This window comes from Pseudomonas sp. F-14 TE3623 (assembly GCF_053629015.1).
This window is the reverse complement of the sequence record NZ_JBRJHM010000001.1, coordinates 964598-986740: the sequence shown is the minus strand read 5'-3', so window position 1 is coordinate 986740 and position 22143 is coordinate 964598. Positions and strand designations below refer to the sequence as shown.

The 22143-nt window shown below is 60.2% G+C and carries 18 protein-coding genes; 9 read left to right on the top strand and 9 right to left on the bottom strand.

Features of this window, described 5'->3' with window-relative positions:
• Positions 1-67 precede the first annotated feature (67 nt).
• The 8 genes from AB7M29_RS04455 (at position 68) to AB7M29_RS04420 (ending at position 8367) form a co-directional block, all read left to right on the top strand.
• Complete coding sequence (locus tag AB7M29_RS04455; RefSeq protein WP_217855150.1) at positions 68-1309, top strand: SfnB family sulfur acquisition oxidoreductase; 1242 nt, start codon at positions 68-70, stop codon at positions 1307-1309.
• Positions 1310-1347: 38 nt separating this feature from the next.
• Positions 1348-2541, top strand: coding sequence for an SfnB family sulfur acquisition oxidoreductase (locus AB7M29_RS04450; protein WP_454246413.1), 1194 nt, complete (start codon positions 1348-1350; stop codon positions 2539-2541).
• Positions 2541-3899, top strand: coding sequence for an LLM class flavin-dependent oxidoreductase (locus AB7M29_RS04445; protein ID WP_217855146.1), 1359 nt, complete (start codon positions 2541-2543; stop codon positions 3897-3899). Before AB7M29_RS04450 ends, AB7M29_RS04445 begins: the two co-directional genes overlap by 1 nt.
• 175 nt (positions 3900-4074) lie before the next feature.
• Positions 4075-4884: a MetQ/NlpA family ABC transporter substrate-binding protein gene (locus AB7M29_RS04440; protein WP_201061592.1), complete on the top strand. Its 810-nt coding sequence runs from the start codon at positions 4075-4077 to the stop codon at positions 4882-4884.
• 2 nt (positions 4885-4886) lie between these two features.
• The gene (locus AB7M29_RS04435; protein WP_454246412.1) at positions 4887-6008 is read left to right on the top strand and encodes a methionine ABC transporter ATP-binding protein; all 1122 of its coding nucleotides are present in this window, start codon (positions 4887-4889) and stop codon (positions 6006-6008) included.
• A complete protein-coding gene (locus AB7M29_RS04430; protein WP_030128490.1) occupies positions 5998-6642 on the top strand; it encodes a methionine ABC transporter permease in 645 nt (214 codons plus the stop codon). Before AB7M29_RS04435 ends, AB7M29_RS04430 begins: the two co-directional genes overlap by 11 nt.
• Positions 6643-7184: 542 nt before the next feature.
• Positions 7185-7541, top strand: a complete 357-nt coding sequence (locus AB7M29_RS04425) for a DUF6124 family protein (RefSeq protein ID WP_217855140.1) — start codon at positions 7185-7187, stop codon at positions 7539-7541.
• 196 nt (positions 7542-7737) lie between these two features.
• Positions 7738-8367 (top strand): class I SAM-dependent methyltransferase, encoded by a 630-nt coding sequence (locus AB7M29_RS04420; RefSeq protein ID WP_217855138.1) that lies wholly within the window; start codon positions 7738-7740, stop codon positions 8365-8367.
• An 83-nt stretch (positions 8368-8450) separates the two neighbouring features.
• On the opposite strand, the gene AB7M29_RS04415 is transcribed toward AB7M29_RS04420, so the two are convergent.
• From AB7M29_RS04415 to AB7M29_RS04400, 4 genes are all read right to left on the bottom strand, one after another.
• The gene (locus AB7M29_RS04415; protein WP_454246411.1) at positions 8451-10697 is read right to left on the bottom strand and encodes a glycoside hydrolase; all 2247 of its coding nucleotides are present in this window, start codon (positions 10695-10697) and stop codon (positions 8451-8453) included.
• A gap of 172 nt (positions 10698-10869) precedes the next feature.
• Positions 10870-13923, bottom strand: a complete 3054-nt coding sequence (locus AB7M29_RS04410) for an efflux RND transporter permease subunit (protein ID WP_454246410.1) — start codon at positions 13921-13923, stop codon at positions 10870-10872.
• Positions 13920-14987, bottom strand: a complete 1068-nt coding sequence (locus AB7M29_RS04405) for an efflux RND transporter periplasmic adaptor subunit (RefSeq protein WP_454246409.1) — start codon at positions 14985-14987, stop codon at positions 13920-13922. Before AB7M29_RS04405 ends, AB7M29_RS04410 begins: the two co-directional genes overlap by 4 nt.
• Complete coding sequence (locus AB7M29_RS04400) at positions 14984-16087, bottom strand: efflux RND transporter periplasmic adaptor subunit (protein WP_454246408.1); 1104 nt, start codon at positions 16085-16087, stop codon at positions 14984-14986. Before AB7M29_RS04400 ends, AB7M29_RS04405 begins: the two co-directional genes overlap by 4 nt.
• Before the next feature lie 305 nt (positions 16088-16392).
• On the opposite strand from AB7M29_RS04400, the gene AB7M29_RS04395 reads away from it, so the two are divergent.
• Positions 16393-17589, top strand: a complete 1197-nt coding sequence (locus AB7M29_RS04395; RefSeq protein ID WP_454246407.1) for an AAA family ATPase — start codon at positions 16393-16395, stop codon at positions 17587-17589.
• Positions 17590-18158: 569 nt separating this feature from the next.
• On the opposite strand, the gene AB7M29_RS04390 is transcribed toward AB7M29_RS04395, so the two are convergent.
• The 5 genes from AB7M29_RS04390 to AB7M29_RS04370 all read right to left on the bottom strand — a co-directional run bounded on the left by AB7M29_RS04390 (position 18159) and on the right by AB7M29_RS04370 (position 22109).
• On the bottom strand, positions 18159-18941 hold the full coding sequence (locus AB7M29_RS04390) for a MetQ/NlpA family ABC transporter substrate-binding protein (RefSeq protein ID WP_217855125.1): 783 nt from the start codon (positions 18939-18941) through the stop codon (positions 18159-18161).
• Between the two features lie 263 nt (positions 18942-19204).
• On the bottom strand, positions 19205-20137 hold the full coding sequence (locus AB7M29_RS04385; RefSeq protein ID WP_454246406.1) for a sigma 54-interacting transcriptional regulator: 933 nt from the start codon (positions 20135-20137) through the stop codon (positions 19205-19207).
• A 68-nt stretch (positions 20138-20205) separates the two neighbouring features.
• The gene (locus AB7M29_RS04380; RefSeq protein ID WP_030131588.1) at positions 20206-20787 is read right to left on the bottom strand and encodes an alpha/beta hydrolase; all 582 of its coding nucleotides are present in this window, start codon (positions 20785-20787) and stop codon (positions 20206-20208) included.
• Positions 20788-20980: 193 nt separating this feature from the next.
• On the bottom strand, positions 20981-21382 hold the full coding sequence (locus AB7M29_RS04375; RefSeq protein WP_454246405.1) for an ExbD/TolR family protein: 402 nt from the start codon (positions 21380-21382) through the stop codon (positions 20981-20983).
• A gap of 1 nt (position 21383) precedes the next feature.
• A complete protein-coding gene (locus tag AB7M29_RS04370) occupies positions 21384-22109 on the bottom strand; it encodes a MotA/TolQ/ExbB proton channel family protein (protein ID WP_454246404.1) in 726 nt (241 codons plus the stop codon).
• Positions 22110-22143 lie beyond the last annotated feature (34 nt).

Below are 22143 nucleotides of genomic sequence, written 5' to 3'. Positions count from 1 at the left end.
TGGTCCGGAACACAATCACCCCAGTGCAAATCGCCAGGGCATTGCGTGCAGCCAAGGAGCGGCACTGATGTCCAGTCTGGCAGATGCGATCGTCCAGAGTGATCTGGACATCACCCCATTGTTGTTGCCCGCGCAGGTCTTGCGCAACGACGCACAAGCCATCAAGGCTGCCCATGAGCTGGCGCAAGTCGCCCGCCTGCAAGCAGCCAAACGTGACCAGCAGCGCAAGCTGCCGTGGTCGGAAATCGAACAGTTCACCCGCAGCGGCCTGGGCAGCATTGCCATCCCGCGTGAGTACGGTGGCCCGCAGGTTTCATTCGTCACCATAGCCTCGGTGTTCGCGATCATTTCCGCGGCTGACCCGGCTTTGGGGCAAATCCCTCAGAACCAGTTCGGGATTCTCAACCTGATACTCGGCAGCGCCACCGAATCGCAGAAAAAACAGCTGTTCAAAAGCGTGCTCGAAGGCTGGCGAATCGGTAACGCGGGGCCGGAGCGCGGGACCAAAAACACCCTGGAGCTCAAGGCGCGGATCACCGCCGACGGCGATGGCTTCATCATCAACGGGCAGAAGTTCTATTCCACCGGCGCCCTGTTCGCCCACTGGGTGGCCGTCAAGGCGCTGAACGACGACGGCAAGCAAGTGCTGGCCTTCGTCCGTCGTGGTACCCCGGGCTTGCGCATCGTTGATGACTGGTCGGGTTTCGGCCAGCGCACCACCGCCAGCGGCACCATTTTGCTCAACAACGTGCGGGTCGACGCCGAGCTGGTGGTGGATAACTGGAAGATCAATGACAGCCCGAATACCCAGGGCGCCGTATCGCAGCTGATTCAAGCAGCCATCGACGCCGGCATTGCCCGGGGCGCCATCGATGACGCCATCGAGTTCGTGCAAAAACGCGCACGACCCTGGATCGACGCCAAGGTCGAGCGGGCCAGCGACGACCTCTATGTGATCGCCGACATCGGCAAGCTGAAAATCGAACTGCATGCCGCCGAAGCGTTGTTGCGCAAGGCCGGGCAAGTACTCGATGAGGTCAACGCCGCGCCGCTCACCGCCGAGTCCGCTGCACGCGCCTCGATTGCCGTGGCAGAAGCCAAAGTGCTGACCACCGAGATCTCGCTGCTGGCCAGCGAAAAACTCTTCGAACTGGCCGGCAGCCGCGCCACCCTCGCCGAATTCAATCTCGACCGCCACTGGCGCAACGCCCGGGTGCACACGCTGCACGACCCGGTGCGCTGGAAGTATCACGCCGTCGGCGCTTACCACCTCAATGGAACCTTGCCTGCACGGCATTCCTGGATCTGACGACCCGAACCCTTTTGACCAGATCTCTGGAGAAACACATGACTCTTTCTCACCACGTCGCGGTCATCACCAGCGATGAGCAAGCCCTGATTGTCGCCAGTGACCTGGCCGACGATTTCAAACGTGACAGCGCCCTGCGCGACCGCGAACGTCGTTTGCCGTACCCGGAACTGGAAGTGTTTTCCCGTTCGGGTCTTTGGGGCATCAGCGTGCCAAAAGAATACGGTGGCGCTGGGGTTTCCAATGTCACCCTGGCCAAGGTCATCACGCTGATCGCCCAGGCCGACGGCTCCCTTGGACAGATTCCACAAAACCATTTCTACGCCCTCGAAGTGCTGCGCGTGAACGGCACTGATGAGCAGAAAAAACGTCTCTACGCCGAAGTGTTGGCCGGCCAGCGCTTCGGCAACGCACTCGCGGAACTGGGCACCAAAACCGCCCATGATCGCGTCACCAGCCTGACTCGCGATGGCAACGGCTACCGCATCAACGGTCGCAAGTTCTACGCCACTGGCGCGATTTACGCCCAGCGTATCCCGACGTCAGTGGTGGACGAAAAGGGTGTGCAGCAATTGGCGTTCGTCCCGCGCAACAGCAAAGGCCTGACGGTAATCGACGACTGGAGCGGCTTCGGCCAGCGCACCACTGGCAGCGGTTCGGTGGTGTTCGAGGATGTCTACGTCGCCGCCGAGGACGTGATTCCGTTTCAAAGCGCGTTCGAGCGCCCGACCACTGTCGGCCCGTTGGCGCAGATTCTCCACGCCGCGATCGACACCGGCATCGCCCGCGCCGCGTATGAAGATGCCCTGCATTTTGTGCGCACCAAGACCCGGCCGTGGATTGATTCCGGCAACGACAAAGCCACCGAAGACCCGCTGACGATCAAGAGTTTCGGCCACTTGAGCATTCGCCTGCACGCCACCGAAGCCTTGCTGGAACGCTCTGGAGAAATCCTCGATCTGGCCCAGGCCGACACTAATGCCGAGACTGTCGCCGCCGCGTCGATTGCCGTCGCTGAAGCCCGGGCCATCAGCACCGAAATCTCCCTTGCCGCCGGCAGCACGTTGTTCGAACTGGCCGGCAGCCAGGCGACCTTGGTCGAGCACGGCCTGGATCGCCACTGGCGCAACGCTCGGGTACATACCCTGCATGACCCGGTGCGCTGGAAATATCACGCGGTGGGCAATTACTACCTCAACGATGAAAACCCTCCATTGCGAGGGACCATCTGATGGCTGATGCCAAAAAGAAAATCCTGCTCAACGCGTTCAACATGAATTGCATCGGGCACATCAACCATGGCCTGTGGACGCATCCACGGGACAATTCCACCCAATACAAAACCATCGAATACTGGACTGAACTGGCGCAGTTGCTGGAGCGCGGACTGTTCGACGGTCTGTTCATCGCCGACATCGTCGGTGTGTACGACGTCTATCAAAACTCGGTGGACGTGCCGCTCAAAGAGTCGATCCAGTTGCCGGTCAACGACCCGCTGCTACTGGTCTCGGCCATGGCTGCGGTCACCAAAAACCTCGGCTTCGGCCTGACCGCCAACCTGACCTACGAACCGCCGTATCTGTTCGCCCGGCGCATGTCGACGCTTGATCATTTGAGCCGTGGGCGGGTCGGCTGGAACATCGTCACCGGCTACCTCGACAGCGCCGCCAAGGCCATGGGCCTGAGCGAACAGGTGGAACACGACCGGCGTTACGACCAGGCCGATGAATACCTGCAAGTGCTCTACAAACTCTGGGAAGGCAGCTGGGAAAACGGCGCGGTGCTCAACGACCGTGAGCAACGGATCTACGCCCAACCCGAGAAGGTGCACAAGGTCGAGCACAAGGGCGAGTTCTATCAGGTCGAGGGTTATCACCTCTGCGAGCCATCGCCGCAACGCACGCCGGTGCTGTTTCAGGCCGGCAGTTCCGATCGCGGTTTGCTCTTCGCCGGTCGGCATGCCGAGTGCGTGTTCATCAGCGGTCAGAACAAACCGGCGACCCGGGTTCAGGTAGACAAGGTTCGCGCCAGCGCTGTCGAGGCCGGGCGCAATCCCTGGGACATCAAGGTGTTCATGGGCTTGAACGTGATTGTCGGTGAGACAGAAGAGCTGGCCTGGGCCAAACACGCCGAGTACCTGAGCTACGCCAGCGCCGAGGCTGGCGTGGCGCATTTTTCGGCCTCCACCGGGATCGACTTTTCCGAATACGAGCTCGACGAACCGATCCAGTACGTGAAGAGCAACGCCATCCAGTCCGCCACCAAGAACCTGCAAAACAACGACTGGACCCGCCGCAAACTGCTGGAACAACACGCCCTCGGTGGCCGCTACATCACCGTGGTCGGCTCGCCGCAGCAGGTGGCCGATGAGCTGGAATCGTGGATCGCCGAAACCGGTCTGGATGGCTTCAACCTGACACGGATCGTCACCCCGGAAAGCTATGTGGATTTCATTGAGCTGGTGATTCCGGAGTTGCAGCGCAGAGGGTCGTACAAGACCGCTTACGACGACGGCAGCCTGCGGGAAAAGCTGTTTCACGGCGAAGCGCATTTACCTGAGCAACATACGGGCTCTGCGTTCCGCCGCTGATCCCTGTGGCGAGGGGGCTTGCCCCCGTTCGGCTGCGCAGCAGTCGCAAAACCTGCGAAACGGTTTACCTGACACGCCTCATTGCATGGTTTTGGGGCCGCTTCGCGGCCCAACGGGGGCAAGCCCCCTCGCCACAGATGTGTGCACCCATTAAACAATTGACTGGAAAACCATCATGACCAAAAAACTGTTCAACCACCCAGTCAAAGCACTGGCCCTGGCCCTCGGCCTCTTCAGCTCCATCACCTTCGCCGCCGACGCACCACTGAAAGTCGGCACCACCGCCGCCTTCGCCATTCCCCTGGAAGCCGCAGTAGAAGAAGCCAACAAACAAGGCCTGAAAGTCGAACTGGTGGAGTTCAGCGACTGGATCGCCCCCAACGTCAGCCTCGCCTCCGGCGACATCGACGTGAACTATTTCCAGCACATCCCGTTCCTGGAAAACGCCAAGGCCGCCGCCGGTTTTGACCTGGTGCCGTTCGCCCCGGGGATCATCAACAACGTCGGCCTCTACTCGAAAAAATACAAAAGCTTCGCCGAGTTGCCCGAAGGCGCCAGCGTGGCCATCGCCAACGACCCGATCAACAGCGGTCGCGGCTTGCAACTGCTGGCCAAGGCCGGGCTGATCACCCTCAAACCAGGCGTGGGCTACAAGGCCACCGAAGAAGACATCATCGCCAACCCGAAGAAAATCAAAATCCTTCAAGTCGAAGCCGTGCAACTGGTGCGCGCGTACGACGACGCCGATCTGGTTCAGGGCTACCCGGCCTACATTCGCCTGTCGAAGACCTTTGATGCCAGCTCCGCCCTGCTGTTCGACGGCCTCGATCACAAGGAATACGTGATCCAGTTCGTGATCCAGCCGAAAAGCAAAACCGACCCACGCCTGATCAAATTCGTCGACATCTATCAGCATTCGCCAGCCGTTCGTGCGGCGCTGGATAAAGCCCACGGCAAGCTCTATCAAGCCGGCTGGGAAAGTTGAGCATGACGGCCGCGATCCAACGGCGACTGGAACTTCCGGAGCCACATAACGCCACACAAACCGAACTGCACCCAGACCTCAATCGCGCCCACGTGCGCTTCATCGGCCTGGGTAAAACCTACAACGGCCAGCAAGGTCCGGTGGCGGCCCTGCACGGCATCGACCTGGCGATCCAGCGCGGCGAAGTGTTCGGCATCATCGGTCGCAGCGGCGCCGGCAAGTCGTCGCTGATCCGCACCATCAACCGCCTCGAACAACCGAGCAGCGGGAGGGTGCTGATCGATCAGGTCGACATCGGCGAGTTCGATGAAGACCGCTTGGTGGCGCTGCGGCGGCGGATTGGCATGATCTTTCAGCACTTCAATTTGATGTCGGCCAAAACGGTTTGGCAGAACGTCGAATTGCCGTTGAAAGTCGCCGGCGTGCCCAAGGAGCAGCGCGAGCGCAAAGTCCGCGAATTGCTGGAACTGGTCGGCCTGCAAGAGAAACACAAAGCCTACCCGGCGCAACTTTCCGGCGGGCAGAAACAACGCGTCGGCATCGCCCGCGCGCTGGTGCATGACCCGCAGATTCTGCTGTGTGACGAGGCAACGTCGGCGCTGGATCCGGAGACCACGCAATCGATCCTCGGCCTGCTGCGCGAGATCAATCAGCGCCTGGGCCTGACCATTGTGCTGATCACCCATGAGATGGCGGTAATCCGCGATATCTGTGATCGGGTGGTGGTGCTGGAACACGGGCGAATCGTCGAGCAAGGCCCTGTCTGGGAAGTTTTTGGCAACCCGCAACATGAGGTCAGCAAGACCTTGCTCGCGCCATTGCAACACGGTCTGCCGCAAGAGCTGCAAAGCCGCTTGCGTCCACAACCGCAATCTTCGGACGCTGCGGTGGTTCTGCGTTTGCAATTCACCGGCAGTGCCAGCGACGAGCCAGACCTGGTGGCACTGTTCAGCGCCCTCGGTGGCCGCGTGCGCTTGCTGCAAGGAGGCGTGGAACGAATTCAGGGGCATGCGCTCGGGCAATTGCTGCTGGCGGTGACCGGTTCGTCCCTCGGCGCCGAGGAATTGCGTCAGCGCGCCGGCAACTGGGCGCAACAGGTGGAGGTGCTGGGTTATGTGGTTTGATCGGTTGCTTCAGGGTTTTATTGACACGTTTTTGATGGTGGGTGTGTCGTCGCTGATCGCGTTGTTGGCGGGCATTCCGCTGGCGGTGATTCTGGTCACCAGTTCCAAGGGTGGGATCTACGAAGCACCAGCGCTGAATCGCGCGTTGGGTGCGTTTGTGAACCTGTTTCGCTCGATTCCGTTTTTGATTTTGATGGTGGCGTTGATTCCGTTTACCCGGTTGATCGTTGGCACCACTTACGGCGTGTGGGCTGCCGTGGTGCCGCTGACCATAGCGGCCACGCCGTTCTTTGCGCGCATCGCCGAGGTCAGTTTGCGCGAGGTCGACCATGGGTTGATCGAAGCGGCGCAGGCGATGGGCTGCCGACGCTGGCATATCGTCTGGCATGTGCTGCTGCCCGAAGCGCTACCGGGGATTGTCGGTGGGTTCACAATTACGTTGGTGACGATGATCAACTCGTCAGCCATGGCCGGGGCGATTGGTGCCGGTGGGTTGGGGGACATCGCTTATCGATATGGGTATCAGCGGTTTGACAGCCAGATCATGTTGACGGTGATTGTGTTGCTGGTGGTGTTGGTGGCGGTGATTCAGTTGGGTGGGGATCGGTTGGCGCGGGGCCTCAACAAGCGCTGAGTTCGGTGCGGTTGAAGGGCTATTGTGGCGAGGGGGCTTGCCCCCGTTGGGTCGCGAAGCGGCCCCAAAACCATTCAATGAGGTGTGTCAGACAACACCGACCAGCAGGTTTTACGACTGCTGCGCAGCCGAACGGGGGCAAGCCCCCTCGCCACAAAAGCCCCCTCGCCACAGGTAATCACCGACCTCTGAAGGGAACATTTCGCACAAGAAAATCAGAGTGCCAGCAGGCCCGATCCCTTTCTTTTGCAGGACGTTTCCTAGATCATTCCGCTCGCTTGCGCCTGCCAAATTCCGTGGCTAGTCTCGGTCCGTCACTGCTCATCAGTGATCGGGTTTAGTAGCCCGGATCAATAGGCGCATAGCGATTCCTTGCTCATGTCCGGCAATGTTTGCCGCATGCAAAATATGGTGGCTGTGCGTGGGGCACCTTCGGGTGCACCGGTTTTCCTATTGACCGGCCTACTAACCTGCGCGCAGCCGCCACCCAATCGTTTAGTAGGCGATAAGTGATGGCTCCCATGTAGCAATAGGAGCATCACATGAAAAAATCCGTACCCGATCCACCTCCCGAAACACCCACCAACGAAACCGCCACCGAAGACCCGCCCAGGGATCGATCGGCGCTCTACCGTGCGATTGATTTCTACCTCACCGGCGATCAGCCCTCTCCGCCCGACGAGTTTCGCTTCTACAACGTCAGCAAAGACGTGAGCTTCGAGGATACCCAGCTCTATGTGGCTGACCTACTGCGCTGCGCTTCGGTCACGGCGTATCAGTGCGGCGATCAACTCAAGGGTGCCGATCGGGCATTGGTATTCTCCGTCTGGCATTTGCTGGAGATTGCCAAGGCGATGGTCGATCGGTCCATTGAATGTCTGGGGATGAAACAAAGCTGAGTCAGGCTTTAGTCATTGGTTGTCAGTGATACCGCTTTCGCGAGCAAGCCCGCTCCCACATTTGATCTTCGGTGAACATGGAATTTGTGTTCGACGCGATCCAGTGTGGGAGCGGGCTTGCTCGCGAATGGCTGCGCAGCAGCCCCAGGCTTGATGGCGTATATTCAGTGAATCCCAATTGCCTGCGCAGCCGACCATGAAACAGACTCCCGACGACCTGGAGCAGATCACCTCCACCACCCTGAGCCATTACAACTCGGTGGCCGAAGACTTCCGTGAAGGCACTCGCGATCACGATGTCAGCCAGAACATCGAGGCCCTGCTGCGGCATATTCAGGGTGAGGCGCCGTTCAGCATTCTCGACTTCGGCTGCGGCCCTGGCCGTGACCTGAAAACCTTCACTCACCTGGGCCACACCGCCGTCGGCCTCGACGGTTCGGAAAAGTTTGCGCAGATGGCGCGGGAGGACAGCGGTTGCGAAGTCTGGCAGCAAGACTTTCTGAAACTCGACCTGCCGGCCGAGCGGTTTGACGGGATTTTTGCCAATGCAGTGCTGTTCCACATCCCGAGTCAGGAATTGCCTCGGGTGTTGAAGCAACTGCGCGAGGCGTTGAAACCGGGTGGGGTGTTGTTCAGCTCCAATCCTCGTGGTGAGAATCAGGAAGGCTGGAACGGGCCGCGGTATGGGGCGTATTACGATCTTCACGCGTGGCAGGAACTGCTGACTGAAGCGGGATTTGTGGAGCTTGAGCATTACTACCGGCCGGCGGGGCTGCCGCGGGAGCAACAGCCTTGGTTGGCGAGTGTTTGGCGTAAGCCTGTGTAGTCAGGCCGGACGCTTTCGCGAGCAGGCTCGCTCCCACGTTGGAATGCGCTCTACTGTGGGAGCGAGCCTGCTCGCGATGATCTTCAGGGCGACGAAGAAACCTGATAGTTCATCATCGCCCCATCCACACCAAACGCCCTGATGCTCTGCCCAGCCAGTGGCTTGCCTCCAACCTCGCGCTCGCGCGAATCAAAATTGGCCACCAGCCGCGTGCCATCGGCAAACGTCGTCTGCTGCACCAGGCGATCCTCCGTCAGCCAACGAAAATCCGCCATCGCCTCAGTCGCCAGACGTTCATGCAGCGGCCGAAAAAAAACATCCTGCCGTGCAATTACCGGCAGTCGCTGCTTCAACGTATCAGCGCTCAGGTGATACAGCGGTGGCACGTTATAGAGCAACTGCATCAGTTCGTTCTCGGCCCGCACATTGCTCAGTTTAAGACTGTCGAACAGCCAGTGATGGGTGGTGATCACCGAACCGTGGAACACCGCCTGATACAGCGGCAAGCGCGTCTGCGGGGCAAAGTGCACCGTGCGATAGGGTTCCTTGAGCGGCACCGTTTTGAAAAAGACCTGGGGCTTTTCGTTGGGAAACCAGCGGCCCAGGTAATAAGGCGACTTGGGGTTCTTGCTCATGTCCGGATCACCCCAGCCGATCACCGGTGTCTGCATGCCATGGGCAAACAGCACGCCCCGGGCCGTGGTGGCGTTGCCGTCCTCGGAGCCGGCCGGCAGCTGCAACGTTTCGTTCAACCAGCGTGAGGCGTCGATATTGCCCTCGGCGTTTTGCGCCTGGGTCAGGGTGGCTCCGGGGCGATAACTGTCGAACACCATGCCCGTGGCGTAGGCATCGAGAAACCAGCTATTGAACCCGGCCTTAGTCTGTACAGCTTTGATTCGAGCCTCAAGCAACGGCCGCACACAACGCGGATCGGTGTAATGCCCGGACTGCTGGAAGCCGCTTTTGAAGGCGCCGCTGCTCAAGACAATCGCACACTCAAGGTTAGCCCGCGAGCCGAGGTGCGCGGTGGTCCAGTCCGGGTTTTCAGTGGTGGTCAACGCCGTTTCATAAGAGTCGTAAGGCGCCACCAGATACCCGGCCCCTACGCCTTGGCGCACCGCCTCGGGATGCCAAAGACCTCCCTCCCAGCCCTCGCCGAGGCCCAACCACAAGCGCGACAACCCGGCGGCTTGCAACTGGTCAAACATTCTTGGCGACAACGTGCTACCCCAGCGTTCAGGGGTTGCCGTCAGCGCCTCGACGAACGCTCTCGCCACTTCCGTGCGCAGCCGGCCATAACCCTCAGCCAGTTTTTGCATGTCCGGCTCAGCGACTGCCTGCCAACCGCTTCGCGCTTTTTGGTTGAGCGCGCCGTTGAGGCTGCGCAGCAACGTGGTTTGCTGGTAACGGTCGAGGGGCGGTTGGGCGCAGCTCAGAATCTGCCGGGTTTCAGCGTCGAAGCCGCCACGCAACTCGCGGGCCAGAGCACCTGTGCCCCGCAGTAGTCTCAGCAATGCCGGCCAACTGCGCACATCGTCGGGCCCGAGCAGATCATTGCCCCACAGATAAACATGGCTGGCTCCCAGCAATTTTTTTGCTTCAGGGGTTTTCAGCAGTTTGTCGCTCAAGGGTTCGTATTGCCCGTTGTCGATCAACCATTGCCGATAGCGTTTGGCACCAGCCAACGGATCGGCATCGCCCAACGACAGCGTGAAGGTCAGCGGTGTGCCGGGCTCAAGCGCGGTGAAAGCGTGACGGACGGCCAGCGCCAGGGTCTTACCCTCGGCGCTGAACGTCAGGTGATTGTTGTAAGGATTGGTCATCAACCAATTGAGGGTAAAGCCACCGTGATCGACGCCCCACAGCGGCAGGCTCAGGTCCTGGGTGGTATTGAACTCGCCCTGATCGAGCAAAAAGGATTGCCACAGCGGATCACCGGCGGGCACGTAATGCCCCTCGGCCAGCGGCCAGATCAGGCCTTTGCCCATGGCGCTGCCCGGTTGCCTGAGGAAGCTCAGATCTCCGGGGTCGCGGGCGGTGATGGACAGGGAGAGGTCGCGCTGGTCGAGGATGGCACTCAGGGTCCAGGCGCCGTCGTCCCATTGCCAGTCGATGCGGTTGGCGGTTTGCACAAGATGACTGGCCTTGTGCCCGGGTACTCCGGCCGACGGCTGCACGGGCAAGTTGTGCGCGGGAGTGGCGCGAACTGCCAAGGTCGCAGGATCGAGTTCGACACGCCACAGCGGGTTTTCCAGAACGATATCGGCCAAGGCCCAAGGCGAGAGCAGCGAGGTACAGATCAGCAACAGATAGCGATGGAGAGGCTGCATGGGGTGTCCCTTCTGCGTCAAGAGCAGGGAGGGTAAGGCAAGTGGAACGGGGCTGTCGGTCAGTAAAATGTTGGAAAATTGTAGATCGCCATCGCGAGCGGGCTCGCTCCCACAGTTGACCTCACTCCCCTGTGGGAGCGAGCCTGCTCGCGATGAGCGCGCAGCGCTCGCCTTACTGCACCTCTTTCTTCGGCTCGCGAATCTTGTACCAGGCCACGTACAGCGCCGGCAAAAACAGCAGTGTCAGCAACGTCGCGATGATGATCCCGCCAATCATCGCGTACGCCATCGGCCCCCAGAACACTTCCCGGGCAATCGGGATCATCCCCAGGCTCGCTGCCGCCGCCGTCAACAAAATCGGTCGGCGCCGATGTTCCGTGGCCTGCACCACCGCGTCCCACGGCGTGTAGCCGTCCTTCTCGAAAGCGTCGATCTGGGTCACCAGAATCACCGAGTTGCGGATGATGATGCCGATCAGTGCCAGAATCCCGAGGATCGCCACGAAGCCCATCGGCGTACCCGTCGGGATCAGCGCCAGCACCACGCCGATCAGCCCGAGCGGCGCGACGCTGGCCACCAGAAACAGCTTCTGCACGCTGTGCAACTGGATCATCAGGAAGGTCGCCATCAAAAACAGCATCAACGGCACGACCTTGGCAATCGGCCCTTGGGCCTTGCCACTTTCCTCCACCGTACCGCCGGTGGCGACTTTGTAGCCCACCGGCAAACTGGCGGCGAATTTGTCGATGTCCGGTTGCAGCTGTTTCACCAGATCAGTCGGCTGAATCTCGTCGCGCACCGCGGCCTTGATGGTGATGGTCGGTTTGCGATCGCGACGCCAGACCAGCGGCTGCTCCAGTTCATACCGCACCGTGGCAAACGCCAGCAGCGGAATCGAAGTGCCGCCGGGGGTGACGATCTGCAAATTCTGCAGCGTTTCCGGACTGCCGCGCTCGGCATCTTCAGCGCGGCCGACCACATTGATCAGGTAGATATCGTCATCGACCTGCGTCACCGGCGAGCCGACGACGATGCTGTTCATCAGGTTCGCCACGTCTTCGGACGACAGCCCCAATTGCCGGGCCTTGTCCTGGGCGATGTCGATGCGCAGCACTTTGCCCGGCTCGTTCCAGTCGTAAATGATTTCGCCGATGTGCGAGTTCTTATCCAGTTCGGTGGCCAGGGCGATAGCGTGTTTGCGCACCTGATCGATGTCTTTGCCACTGACCCGGTACTGAATCGGCCGACCCACCGGCGGGCCCATTTCCAGGGCCTGGACGTAACTGCCTACACCGACAAACTCTTCGCGCAGGCGCTTTTGCAGACGGGCCGTCAGGGCCGTGCGTGACTCCAGGCCTTTGCTGACGATCACCAGTTGCGCGTAGTACGGGTTCTGCAATTGCTGGTCGAGGGGCAGGTAGAAACGGATCGCCCCCTCGCCGATGTAAGTGCTCCAACGCACGATGTCCGGATCATCCTTGAACGTCGTTTCGAGCTTATCTACCACCTTGCGGGTTTCTGCAATCGAGGCGTTTTGCGGCAAGTTCAGGTCGACGAGAATTTCCGGGCGGTCCGAGGACGGAAAGAACTGGCTCTGCACGAACTGCATGGAAAACACCGAGAGCACAAACAGCGCCACGGTGATGCCAATCGCCCACCAGCGATTGCGCATGGCCCAGAGCAGGCCGCCATTGAACGCCCGACCGATGCGCCCCGGCTCTGCGTCATGAGGCTTCACCTTGGCGCTCAAAATGTGCACACCGAGCACCGGGGCGAACAACACGGCGACGACCCACGACACCAGCATGGCCACCGCGATCACAGCAAACAGCGTGAAGGTGTACTCACCGGCGGAGCTTGCGTTCAAACCGATTGGCACGAAACCGGCCACGGTGACTAACGTGCCGGTGAGCATCGGGAATGCGGTCGAGGTGTAGGCGAAGGTCGCCGCTTGCTCTTTGGTTTCTCCCATTTCCAGGCGCGTGACCATCATCTCCACCGTGATCATCGCGTCGTCCACCAGCAGACCGAGGGCGATGATCAGCGCACCGAGGGAAATCCGCTGCATGGTGATGCCGCTGTATTCCATGAAGAGGAAGACCATCGCCAGCACCAACGGAATCGAACACGCCACCACCAGCCCGGCGCGTACACCGAGACTGATGAAGCTGACGATCAGCACAATTACCACCGCTTCGAACAACGCACTGGTGAAGCCGCCGACGGCTTCCTCCACCACGACAGCCTGGTCGGAAACGGTGTGTACGCCAACGCCCACCGGCAGGTCCGCCGTCAGCTCATCCATGCGCAGGTGCAGCGCCTTGCCGAAGTCCTGAATGTTGCCGCCCTTTTTCATGGCGATCGCCAGGCCGATGGCTGGCTGACCGTTGAAGCGAAACTCCGGGGTCGACGGATCGACATAGCCTCGGCTGATGTCGGCGATGTCGGCCAGTCGGTAGAAGCGGTCGTTGAGCTTCAGGTTAACGTTGGCCAGGTCTTTCTCAGAGGCAAACTGCCCCGAGGTCCGGACCGAAATTCGCTCCGGGCCGGCCTCGATCACCCCGGCCGGGGTCACGGCATTCTGCGATTGCAGGGTCTGCACCACCTCGCGCCGATCAATGCCGAGGGCGGCCAGTTTGCGGGGGGAGAAGTTCAGGTAAAGGACTTCATCCTGCTCGCCGACCATCTCGACCTTGCCCAGCCCCGGGACTTCGCGGATTTCGGCACGCACCTGTTCCACGTAATCGCGCAACTGGCGCATCGACAGGCCGTCGGAGGTAAAGGCATACACCGAACCGAACACGTCGCCGAACTCATCGTTGAAGCCCGGCCCTTGCAGGCCCTGCGGGAAGTCACCGCGAATGTCGTTGATCTTCTTGCGCACCTGGTACCAGATTTGCGGGATGTCCTTGGCGCTGGTGGTGTCGAGCAGGTTGACGAAGACCGTCGATTCGCCGGGGCGGGTGTAGCTTTTCACGTAGTCGAGCGAGTCGAGTTCTTCGAGTTTTTTCTCGATCCGGTCAGTGACCTGCTTGAGGGTTTCTTCCTGGGTCGCGCCGGGCCAGCGGGTCTGGATCACCATGGTTTTGATGGTGAACGACGGGTCTTCTTCGCGGCCCAGGTTCAGGTACGAGAACACGCCCATCAGCAGCGCGACGAACATCAAATACCAGACAAACGACTGATGCTTGAGGGCCCATTCGGATAAGTTGAAACTCCCTTTCATTGCGGGCTGTCCTCGTCAATTTTCACTTTCTGCCCCGGCTTGAGGCTGTTCACACCGGCACTGACCACCCGCTCGCCGGACTTCACGCCGTTGGCCAGGACCACCGTGTCATCAGTCCGGCTGATCAGGCTGACGTCCCGTGGGGAAACGGTTTGCGTCTGCGGATCAACGACCCAGATCCGCAGTTTGCCGTCGACCTCCTGCAGCGCGCTCACCGGCAGTTCGAGGCGTGGCTTGATCGCAGAGCTGAGGGTCACGCTGATCGCCGTGCCGAGGCGAAAGCCCGGCGGCGTATCGGTCAGGCTCAGGCGGGCGCGACGGGTACGGGTTGCGCTTTGGGCCTGGGGTTCGATTTCGCGCACGATGGCAGTGCTGGTGATGCTCGGGTCCAGTTGTGAGGCGACCTGGAACACCACGTCGGCAGGCAATTGATCGACCAGGGTGTCGGGCAAGTCGATCACCGCTTCCTTGATGTCCGGCTGCGCCAGGGTCACCACTTGCTGGCCGGCCGTCACTACCTGCCCGGCTTCGGCATTCCACGCGGTGACAATGGCTTTGTGATCGGTGCGCAACTCGACGTAGTTGAGTTGGTCCTTCGCCTGACTGACTGCGGCGCTGGCTTGATCGAGAGAGGCCTGAGTGGTTTTCAGGTCGGTCTGGGCGATGTCCAGTTGCGCCTGCGCGCCAACCCCGCGATTGAACAGTTCCTGCTGACGCCGGGCGTTGGCCTGAGCATTGATTAGCTGCGCCTGAACACGCGCCAGATCACCTTGAGCCGAGCGCAACTGGTTCTGCTGATCGGTGGGGTCGAGGGTCGCGAGCAAGGCGCCCTTCTGGACTTCGGCGCCGACATCGACGTTACGGCTGGCGATACGCCCCGGCACCCGGAAACCGATATTGCTTTCGTAACGGGCCTGAATGCTGCCGGCAAACCGGCCGAGGTCTTCTTGATTGAGCGCTTTCACCTCCACGGACAACACCGGCCGAACCGGTTCTGGCGGCGCTTCCTCATCAGAGCAAGCTACCAGGAGTGCAGCGGCGGACAACAGCAACAGGCGCTTCATGGCTGGGCTCCTGTCGTTGGCGTCTTATAGGTGTTTTCGACGATCTCCACCTTCACGCCCGGATGCAATAATTGGCCGCCCGCGATGACGACTTTTTCGCCACCGTTGAGGCCGGCGCTGACAATCACTTTGCCGGTCAGGTAACGGCCGACGGTGACCGTGTGCAATTGCGCCTTGCCCTCGGCGTCCACCAGCCACACAGCCGGGTCACTGAGGTTTTTGGTCAGGGCCGACCAGGGCAGCTCCACTGCGGTTTTGCCGACTGGCTTGGCGGTGGCGCTCACCACCGACCCGAGCTGCATGCCCTCGGGAAGGCTGTCGAGGGTGACTTTGACTTGCACCGTGCCGGTCTGCGCGGACACTGCCGGCGTGACTTCCCGAACAGTACCCGTAGTTTTGATCTTCGGGTTGTCGAGCAGGCTGACCACAATCGATCTATCCGACGGCGGCTCGGCCAGCAGCGATTCATAAACGTTGAACACCGCGTCACGCTCGCCGTCCCGGGCCAGGCTGAAAATCGGCACCGTGGCCTGCACCACTTGGCCGACCTCAGCCTGGCGCGCGGTAATCACCCCCGGCGCATCGGCAATCAACGCGGTGTAGCTCAGTTGATCACGGGCGTTGGCCAACTGCGCCTGAGCGGCAGTCAATGCGCTCTGACTGCTGCGCAAGGCGGCTTGGGCGGAATCGTATTCGCTCTGGCTGGTGTAGCCCTTGGGCAGGAGTTTTTGTTGGCGAACGAAGGCCGCGGCGGTTTGTTTGACCCGGGCCTGTTCGGCAACGACTTGAGCCTGGGCTGAGTCAACATTGGTTTGCAGGTCTTTCGGGTCGAGTCTGGCCAGCACTTGTTTGGCCGAGACCCGGTCACCGACATCGACCAGACGCTGGATGATCTTGCCGCCCACGCGAAACGACAATTCGGTTTGTACCCGCGCCTGGACGTCGCCGGTGAGTGTCACCGCGGCGGCGTAATCCGATGGTTTGACCTCTTGCACGAAGACTCGTGGGCGGTCCTTCTCGACGGGCTTTTTATCGCCGCAGGCGGTCAGCAAGGCGATGAGGCTCAGACCAACCATTAATTTCAATCCGGGACCTGCCATGCAAACTCCTTTGCGTTGTACGACCGTGCCAGTGACGATACGACTGTGAGCTTAGAACAGGGTTCAACAGGTGCACGGGGTTGCTGCATTCCCTGTGGCTGAGGCGCTTACCTGTGGCGAGGGGGCTTGCCCCCGTTCGACTGCGCAGCAGTCGTAAACCGGCTGACGCAGTGATCCTGAAAGAAACGCGGTGACTGGTTTTAGGGCTGCTTCGCAACCCAACGGGGGCAAGCCCCCTCGCCACAGGGATCACCGTGTTGCTGACAATAAGGCAGAATGACGAACCATGTAGCAGGAAGCTACCCATGCTCAAAACCCTCGCGGTGGCCAATTACCGCTCGATCAATAAATTGGTGATTCCGCTGGGCCGGTTGAACCTGATCACCGGTCCCAACGGCAGCGGCAAATCCAACCTCTACCGCGCCTTGCGCCTGCTGGCGGAAACCGCTCAGGGCGGGGTGGTCAATGCGTTGGCCCGTGAGGGAGGGCTGGATTCAACGTTCTGGGCGGGGCCGGAAAACATCACTCGACGCATGCGCAACGGCGAAGTCCCGATCGAGGCTACGGTGAGACACGGCGTCAAACGACTGCGACTGGGGTTTGCCGGTGAGGATTTCAGCTATTCGATCAGCCTCGGGCTGCCCGATTCCAACGGCCACTTCATGCTGCCCGAACACAGTTCACCTATTCCGTCACGCTTCAACCTCGACCCGCAAATCAAGCGTGAATGCGTCTGGGCCGGGCCGATTTATCGGCCGGCCAGCCTGCTGGTGGATCGCGACGGCCCGATGATCCGTGCCCGAGCCAATCGCAGCTGGGATGTACTGGCTCAGCACACGCCGAATTTCGACAGCCTGTTCGATCAGGTCGGCAGTTTGCGTTCTTCACCGGAGGTTCTGGAGTTACGCGAGTTCATCCGCCGCTGGCGTTTCTACGATCACTTTCGCAGCGATGCCGACGCGCCAGTGCGCCAACCGCAACTGGGCACCCGCACGCCGGTGTTGCACCACGACGGTCGCGACCTCGCCGCGGCATTACAGACCATCCGCGAAATCGGCGATCCCGAAGCCTTGCAGGCGGCAATCAGCGATGCGTTCCCCGGCGCGACGTTGGACATCGCACCGCTGCAGGGCGGACGGTTTGCGATCGAGTTTTATCAGGAAGGGTTGTTGCGGCCGTTGTCCGCCGCCGAGTTGTCGGACGGGACGTTGCGCTATCTACTGCTGGTCGCGGCATTGCTGACCCCTCGGCCACCGACGCTGATGGTGTTGAACGAGCCGGAAACCAGTCTGCATCCGGACCTGTTGCCTGCGTTGGCGCGGTTGGTCATTCGAGCGTCCGAGCAGTGTCAGGTGTGGGTGGTGTCCCATGCGCGGCGCTTGATCTCGGCGTTGCAGCAAGACCCGGAATGCAATTGCATTGTGCTGGAAAAGAATTTCGGCCAGACCGGGATGGTCGGGCAGCGGATGCTGGATGAACCGGCGTGGTATTGGCCGGATTGATCGGCGCTTGAACAACTGAATCGCGAGCAGGCTCGTTCCTACACTGGTTCGGCGACTGACCCAGATGTTGTGTTCATCGAAGATCCCCTGTGTTGCGGCAGTGGAGGACGACTATTTTCCTTTGCGCTGTAGGAAGGATCTTTTTTTTAAAGTACCCCTCCAAGGACGTGCAGCTTTTGGCCAGACTCCCGGCCGAACCATCACAAGGAAGAGAAAAATGGCTGATGTAAACGTGCCACAGCAGCTGGATCCGCAGGACATCGTGAAATTGCTGATGGCGTTGCGCAAGGCGCTGAAGGCCAGAGTGGCCTGAACGATCTTCAGGTGAGCAGATTCCTCTGTGGCTGGGGACTTGTTGTGGCGAGGGGGCTTGCCCCCGTTGGGCTGCGAAGCAGCCCTATAATCTGCATCCCGATTCCCTCTGTCACACCTCATGGACTGATCGGCGACTGCTACGCAGCCGAACGGGGGCAAGCCCCCTCGCCACAGGTGCCCCCCCTCAATAAAAACGCCGACGCTGTATTAGCCGTCGGCGTTGAAACCTTGAAGGGGTTGGAGACTGCGATCAATCAGAACGCCGGCAGTACCGCGCCGCTGTATTTCTTGGCGATGAACGCCTTCACTTCCGGGCTGGTCAGGGCCTTGGCCAGTTTCTGGATGGCGACGCTGTCCTTGTTGTCCGGACGAGCCACCAGGAAGTTCACATAAGGCGAATCGGCGCCTTCGATCACCAGCGCGTCTTTAGCCGGGTTCAAACCCGCGTCCAACGCGTAGTTGGTGTTGATCATGTCCAGGTCGACCTGGTCCAGAACTCGCGGCAACATGGCCGATTCCAGTTCCTTGAACTTGAAGTTGTGCGGGTTCTTGGCAATGTCTTTCGGGGTGGCCACGGCGTTTTTCGGGTCTTTCAACTCGATCAGGCCGGCCTTCTGCAACAGGATCAGGGCACGGCCGCTGTTGCTGCCTTCGTTCGGGATGGCGATGGTTGCACCGTCTTTCAGCTCAGCCAGGCTTTTGACTTTCTTCGAGTAGCCGCCAAATGGTTCGACGTGTACACCGATCACGGTCACCAGATTAGTGCCTTTGCCTTCGTTGAAGTTTTTCAGGTACGGCAGGGTCTGGAAGTAGTTGGCGTCCAGACGCTTCTGGTCGACCTGCACGTTCGGCTGAACGTAGTCGGTGAAGACTTTGATCTCCAGGTCCACGCCTTCTTTGGCGAGGGTTGGCTTGATCAGTTCAAGAATCTCGGCATGTGGAACCGGCGTCGCCGCAACCACCAGTTTCTCGCCAGCCTGGGCCAGGCCCGCGGTCAGGGCAGCCGCCAATGCGGTGAACAACAGAACCTTTTTCATGCAGTGTCCTTATGGAAATTCGCGGCCATCATCGACGACGGCTAATGAGTACGAGTGCCAGTGATGTGCTATCGCTGGCGTGACGCGGACAATACCGGGATTTTTTATTCCCGAACAATATCTTTTATTCACTTTCATATTCCATTTTGTTCATACAACCGTCACGCCCGATGTAGAAGCTGCCGAAGGCTGCGATCTTTTGATTTTGGCGATTTCAAAGCCACCAACGATCAAGATCAAAAGATCGCAGGCTGCGCCAGCGCCTACAAAAGCCCGGCGTCTTTGAGCAGTTTTTTCAAGGCGTCTTTCTCGGCGGCGGAACCGTTGCCGAGTATCTGTTTGAGTTGCTGCTCGATCGTCACCAGCGACACAACCGCCTCGGGCAGATTCAAATGTTCCGGCAAAATCTCGTCGCCGGTACTCACCAACAGCGCAAAGTGAATGACGTTCTCCAGCTCCCGGGTGTTGCCCGGCCAACTGTGCTGCTCCAGCAGATGCTGCGCGGCTTCGCTGATCAATGGCACCGGCAGGTCGAGGCGTTGGCTGTAGATGCCGAGGAAGTATTCGGCCAGCGACAGAATATCGCCCACCCGCTCACGCAAGGCCGGCAGTTCGAGCTGGCCTTCGCTGAGGTAGTGATAAAGCCGCTCATGGAATTTTCCGGCAGCCACGGCCTGAGCCAGATCGATGCTGGTGGCGGCCACCAGACGTACGTCCACCGGGCTTGGCTGCTGAGCGCCGACGCGGGTGACTTCGTGGTTTTCCAGGGCGGCGAGCAACTTGATCTGGATTGGCAACGGCAAGTCGCCGATCTCGTCCAGATAGAGCGTGCCGCCATTGGCCGAACCAAACCAGCCAGCGCGACTGCTGGCCGAACCGCTGTAGCTGCCTGCGGCATAGCCGAATAGTTCAGCATCGGCGTAGGTCGGGCTGATCGCCCCGCAATTGACTGACACGAACAATCCCCCACGGTCACTGGCGCGATGGATATGTCGCGCCAGCAATTCTTTACCGCTGCCGGTTTCACCGCGGATCAACACCGAGATCGAACGTGGCGCCAGTTGTTCCAGCTCCTGGCGCAACTGCCGGGAACGCGGATCGACGAACACCAACGCCTTGGCGCGAATGCTCAGCGGGCTTTTTTCCGCATCGGGAAAGGTCAGCAGCGGCTGACCGAATGTTTCATGCAAGCTCATGGCAGACTCCCGCCCAAAACCGCCGGGAGGCGGGGGCCGATTCTAAAAAAAAGAAAAAAATAAAAGGTTCAGGCGCGACGCAGGGCGTGCTGTTCCATGCGGTTTTGCAGACGATAGAGGTACGCAAAACCCTGCTCCCAGCGCTGGTGACCGGACTTCACGTTGATGTGCCCGGCACCCGATAAAATCCCCGCCTCGGCGCCCCATTGGCGCGCCAATTCAAGGGCTCGTGGCGCGCTCACCGCGCTGTCGTTGTCGGAGCTGACGACCTGGCTCGGAAACGGCAGCAAATGAGTCGGGATCGGTGCGAAGTTGCGCAGGGCCGGCGCGCAAGCCGGGCGCTCGACGTCCGCTGGCGCGACCAGCAACGCGCCGCGCACCTGACGCAAAAATGGCAGCGGTGCCGTGGCTGCCCAATGGGCGACGGTGATGCAGCCCAGGCTGTGAGCGATCAGAATCACGGGCGTGCTGTCGGCGGCAATCGCCTCGGCCAGTGCCGCAACCCAGTCCTCACGACGAGGCGTCAGCCAGTCGGCCTGCTCCACCCGCGCACTGTTTGGCAGGCTGTTCTGCCAATGGGTTTGCCAATGATCTTCTGGCGATCCTTGCCAGCCCGGCACAATCAGGTAGCGAATTGATTCGTTGCGCATGGGGGAGCTCTCCTGCTGCGTGTCTGTTCCTGATCGAGTATAGGGAGGAGAGTTATATTCGTTAAGGAATAAGAAGCTATTTATTAAGACCTATATCGAATATATGACGCGATCAATGTGGGAGTGGTGTTTGGCCGGAATAAAAAAGGGGCCGCACCCTGCCAAGGAGACGGCCCCGCAAATCGTAAATTTATTAACGCGCGGTAATCACCGACAACTTGGTAATCCCTGCCCGCTCAATGGACGCCATGGCCCGCGCCACTTCGCCGTAGTTCACCTCATCGTCCGCCTGCAATTGCACTCGCACCTCTGGATCCTTGGCCTTCGCCGCCTGAAGCTTGAACTCCAGCAAATCCGGCTGGATTTCATCCTTGTTGATAAACAACTTGCCGGTGCCATCGATACTTACCACCAGCGGGTCTTTCTGCTCCACCGGTGCCACGGCTTCGGTCTTGGGCAGGTTAATCGGAATCGCATTGGTCAGCAGCGGCGCGGTGACGATGAACACCACCAGCAGTACCAGCATTACATCCACCAGCGGCGTCACGTTGATCTCGCTCAACACCTCATCACTGTCTTGCGTGGAAAAGGCCATATCAGGACGCCTCCTTCACTTTCTGCACGCCGCCCTGGACCGCAACCTTGTGCGCCGCCGGGTGAATCAGCACGCGAAACGAACTCTTCTGCGCCAGGCTGTAGAAGTCATGGGCGAAGTCATCCAGATCCGCCACCGTCAATTTCAAGCGACGCAAAAAATAGTTGTAAACCAGCACTGCCGGCACTGCGACGGCGATCCCCACACCGGTGGCGACCAGGGCCGCACCGATCGGTCCGGCAACCGTTTCCAGGCTCGCCGAGCCCGCTGCGCTGATGCCCTTCAACGCTTCCATGATTCCCCACACCGTGCCGAACAAACCAATAAACGGCGAAGTACTGCCAATACTCGCGACTACCGCCAAACCGGTTTCCAGCGAGCGGCGTTCGCGCACGATCTGCTGACGCAAAGCCCGCTCGAGGCGATCTTGATGATTGATCGCCTGGCTCAGGTCCGCCGCTTGTGGCGCCTCACCCACCTGGATCGCCGCATAACCGGCCTGCGCCACACGGGCTGCTGCACCGGGCTGGGTCTCACTCAATTCGGCCGCCGAGTCGAGACTCGAAGCGGCCCAGAACTGTTTATGAAACTTGCGATCCTGAGCCTTGAGCCGGCCGAACTGCACGCCCTTGAGCAACGCCAGGCCCCAAGTGGCGACAGAAAAAACCACCAACAGCCAGATCACCGCGCTTTCGATGGATTCAAGTGGAGATGCCAGTAACGTCATGGTGAATTCCTCGTGTAAACGTTTCGCGCTAAAA

Bases quoted from the DNA above. Each gene is read 5' to 3' on its own strand.
- AB7M29_RS04455 (WP_217855150.1), top strand. From the start codon at position 68: ATGTCCAGTCTGGCAGATGCGATCGTCCAGAGTGATCTGGACATCACC.
- AB7M29_RS04370 (WP_454246404.1), bottom strand. From the start codon at position 22,109: ATGACGTTACTGGCATCTCCACTTGAATCCATCGAAAGCGCGGTGATC.
- AB7M29_RS04435 (WP_454246412.1), top strand. From the start codon at position 4,887: ATGACGGCCGCGATCCAACGGCGACTGGAACTTCCGGAGCCACATAAC.
- AB7M29_RS04380 (WP_030131588.1), bottom strand. From the start codon at position 20,787: ATGCGCAACGAATCAATTCGCTACCTGATTGTGCCGGGCTGGCAAGGA.
- AB7M29_RS04415 (WP_454246411.1), bottom strand. From the start codon at position 10,697: ATGCAGCCTCTCCATCGCTATCTGTTGCTGATCTGTACCTCGCTGCTC.
- AB7M29_RS04385 (WP_454246406.1), bottom strand. From the start codon at position 20,137: ATGAGCTTGCATGAAACATTCGGTCAGCCGCTGCTGACCTTTCCCGAT.
- AB7M29_RS04445 (WP_217855146.1), top strand. From the start codon at position 2,541: ATGGCTGATGCCAAAAAGAAAATCCTGCTCAACGCGTTCAACATGAAT.
- AB7M29_RS04425 (WP_217855140.1), top strand. From the start codon at position 7,185: ATGAAAAAATCCGTACCCGATCCACCTCCCGAAACACCCACCAACGAA.
- AB7M29_RS04450 (WP_454246413.1), top strand. From the start codon at position 1,348: ATGACTCTTTCTCACCACGTCGCGGTCATCACCAGCGATGAGCAAGCC.
- AB7M29_RS04410 (WP_454246410.1), bottom strand. From the start codon at position 13,923: ATGAAAGGGAGTTTCAACTTATCCGAATGGGCCCTCAAGCATCAGTCG.
- AB7M29_RS04420 (WP_217855138.1), top strand. From the start codon at position 7,738: ATGAAACAGACTCCCGACGACCTGGAGCAGATCACCTCCACCACCCTG.
- AB7M29_RS04375 (WP_454246405.1), bottom strand. From the start codon at position 21,382: ATGGCCTTTTCCACGCAAGACAGTGATGAGGTGTTGAGCGAGATCAAC.
- AB7M29_RS04430 (WP_030128490.1), top strand. From the start codon at position 5,998: ATGTGGTTTGATCGGTTGCTTCAGGGTTTTATTGACACGTTTTTGATG.
- AB7M29_RS04440 (WP_201061592.1), top strand. From the start codon at position 4,075: ATGACCAAAAAACTGTTCAACCACCCAGTCAAAGCACTGGCCCTGGCC.
- AB7M29_RS04405 (WP_454246409.1), bottom strand. From the start codon at position 14,987: ATGAAGCGCCTGTTGCTGTTGTCCGCCGCTGCACTCCTGGTAGCTTGC.
- AB7M29_RS04390 (WP_217855125.1), bottom strand. From the start codon at position 18,941: ATGAAAAAGGTTCTGTTGTTCACCGCATTGGCGGCTGCCCTGACCGCG.
- AB7M29_RS04395 (WP_454246407.1), top strand. From the start codon at position 16,393: ATGCTCAAAACCCTCGCGGTGGCCAATTACCGCTCGATCAATAAATTG.
- AB7M29_RS04400 (WP_454246408.1), bottom strand. From the start codon at position 16,087: ATGGCAGGTCCCGGATTGAAATTAATGGTTGGTCTGAGCCTCATCGCC.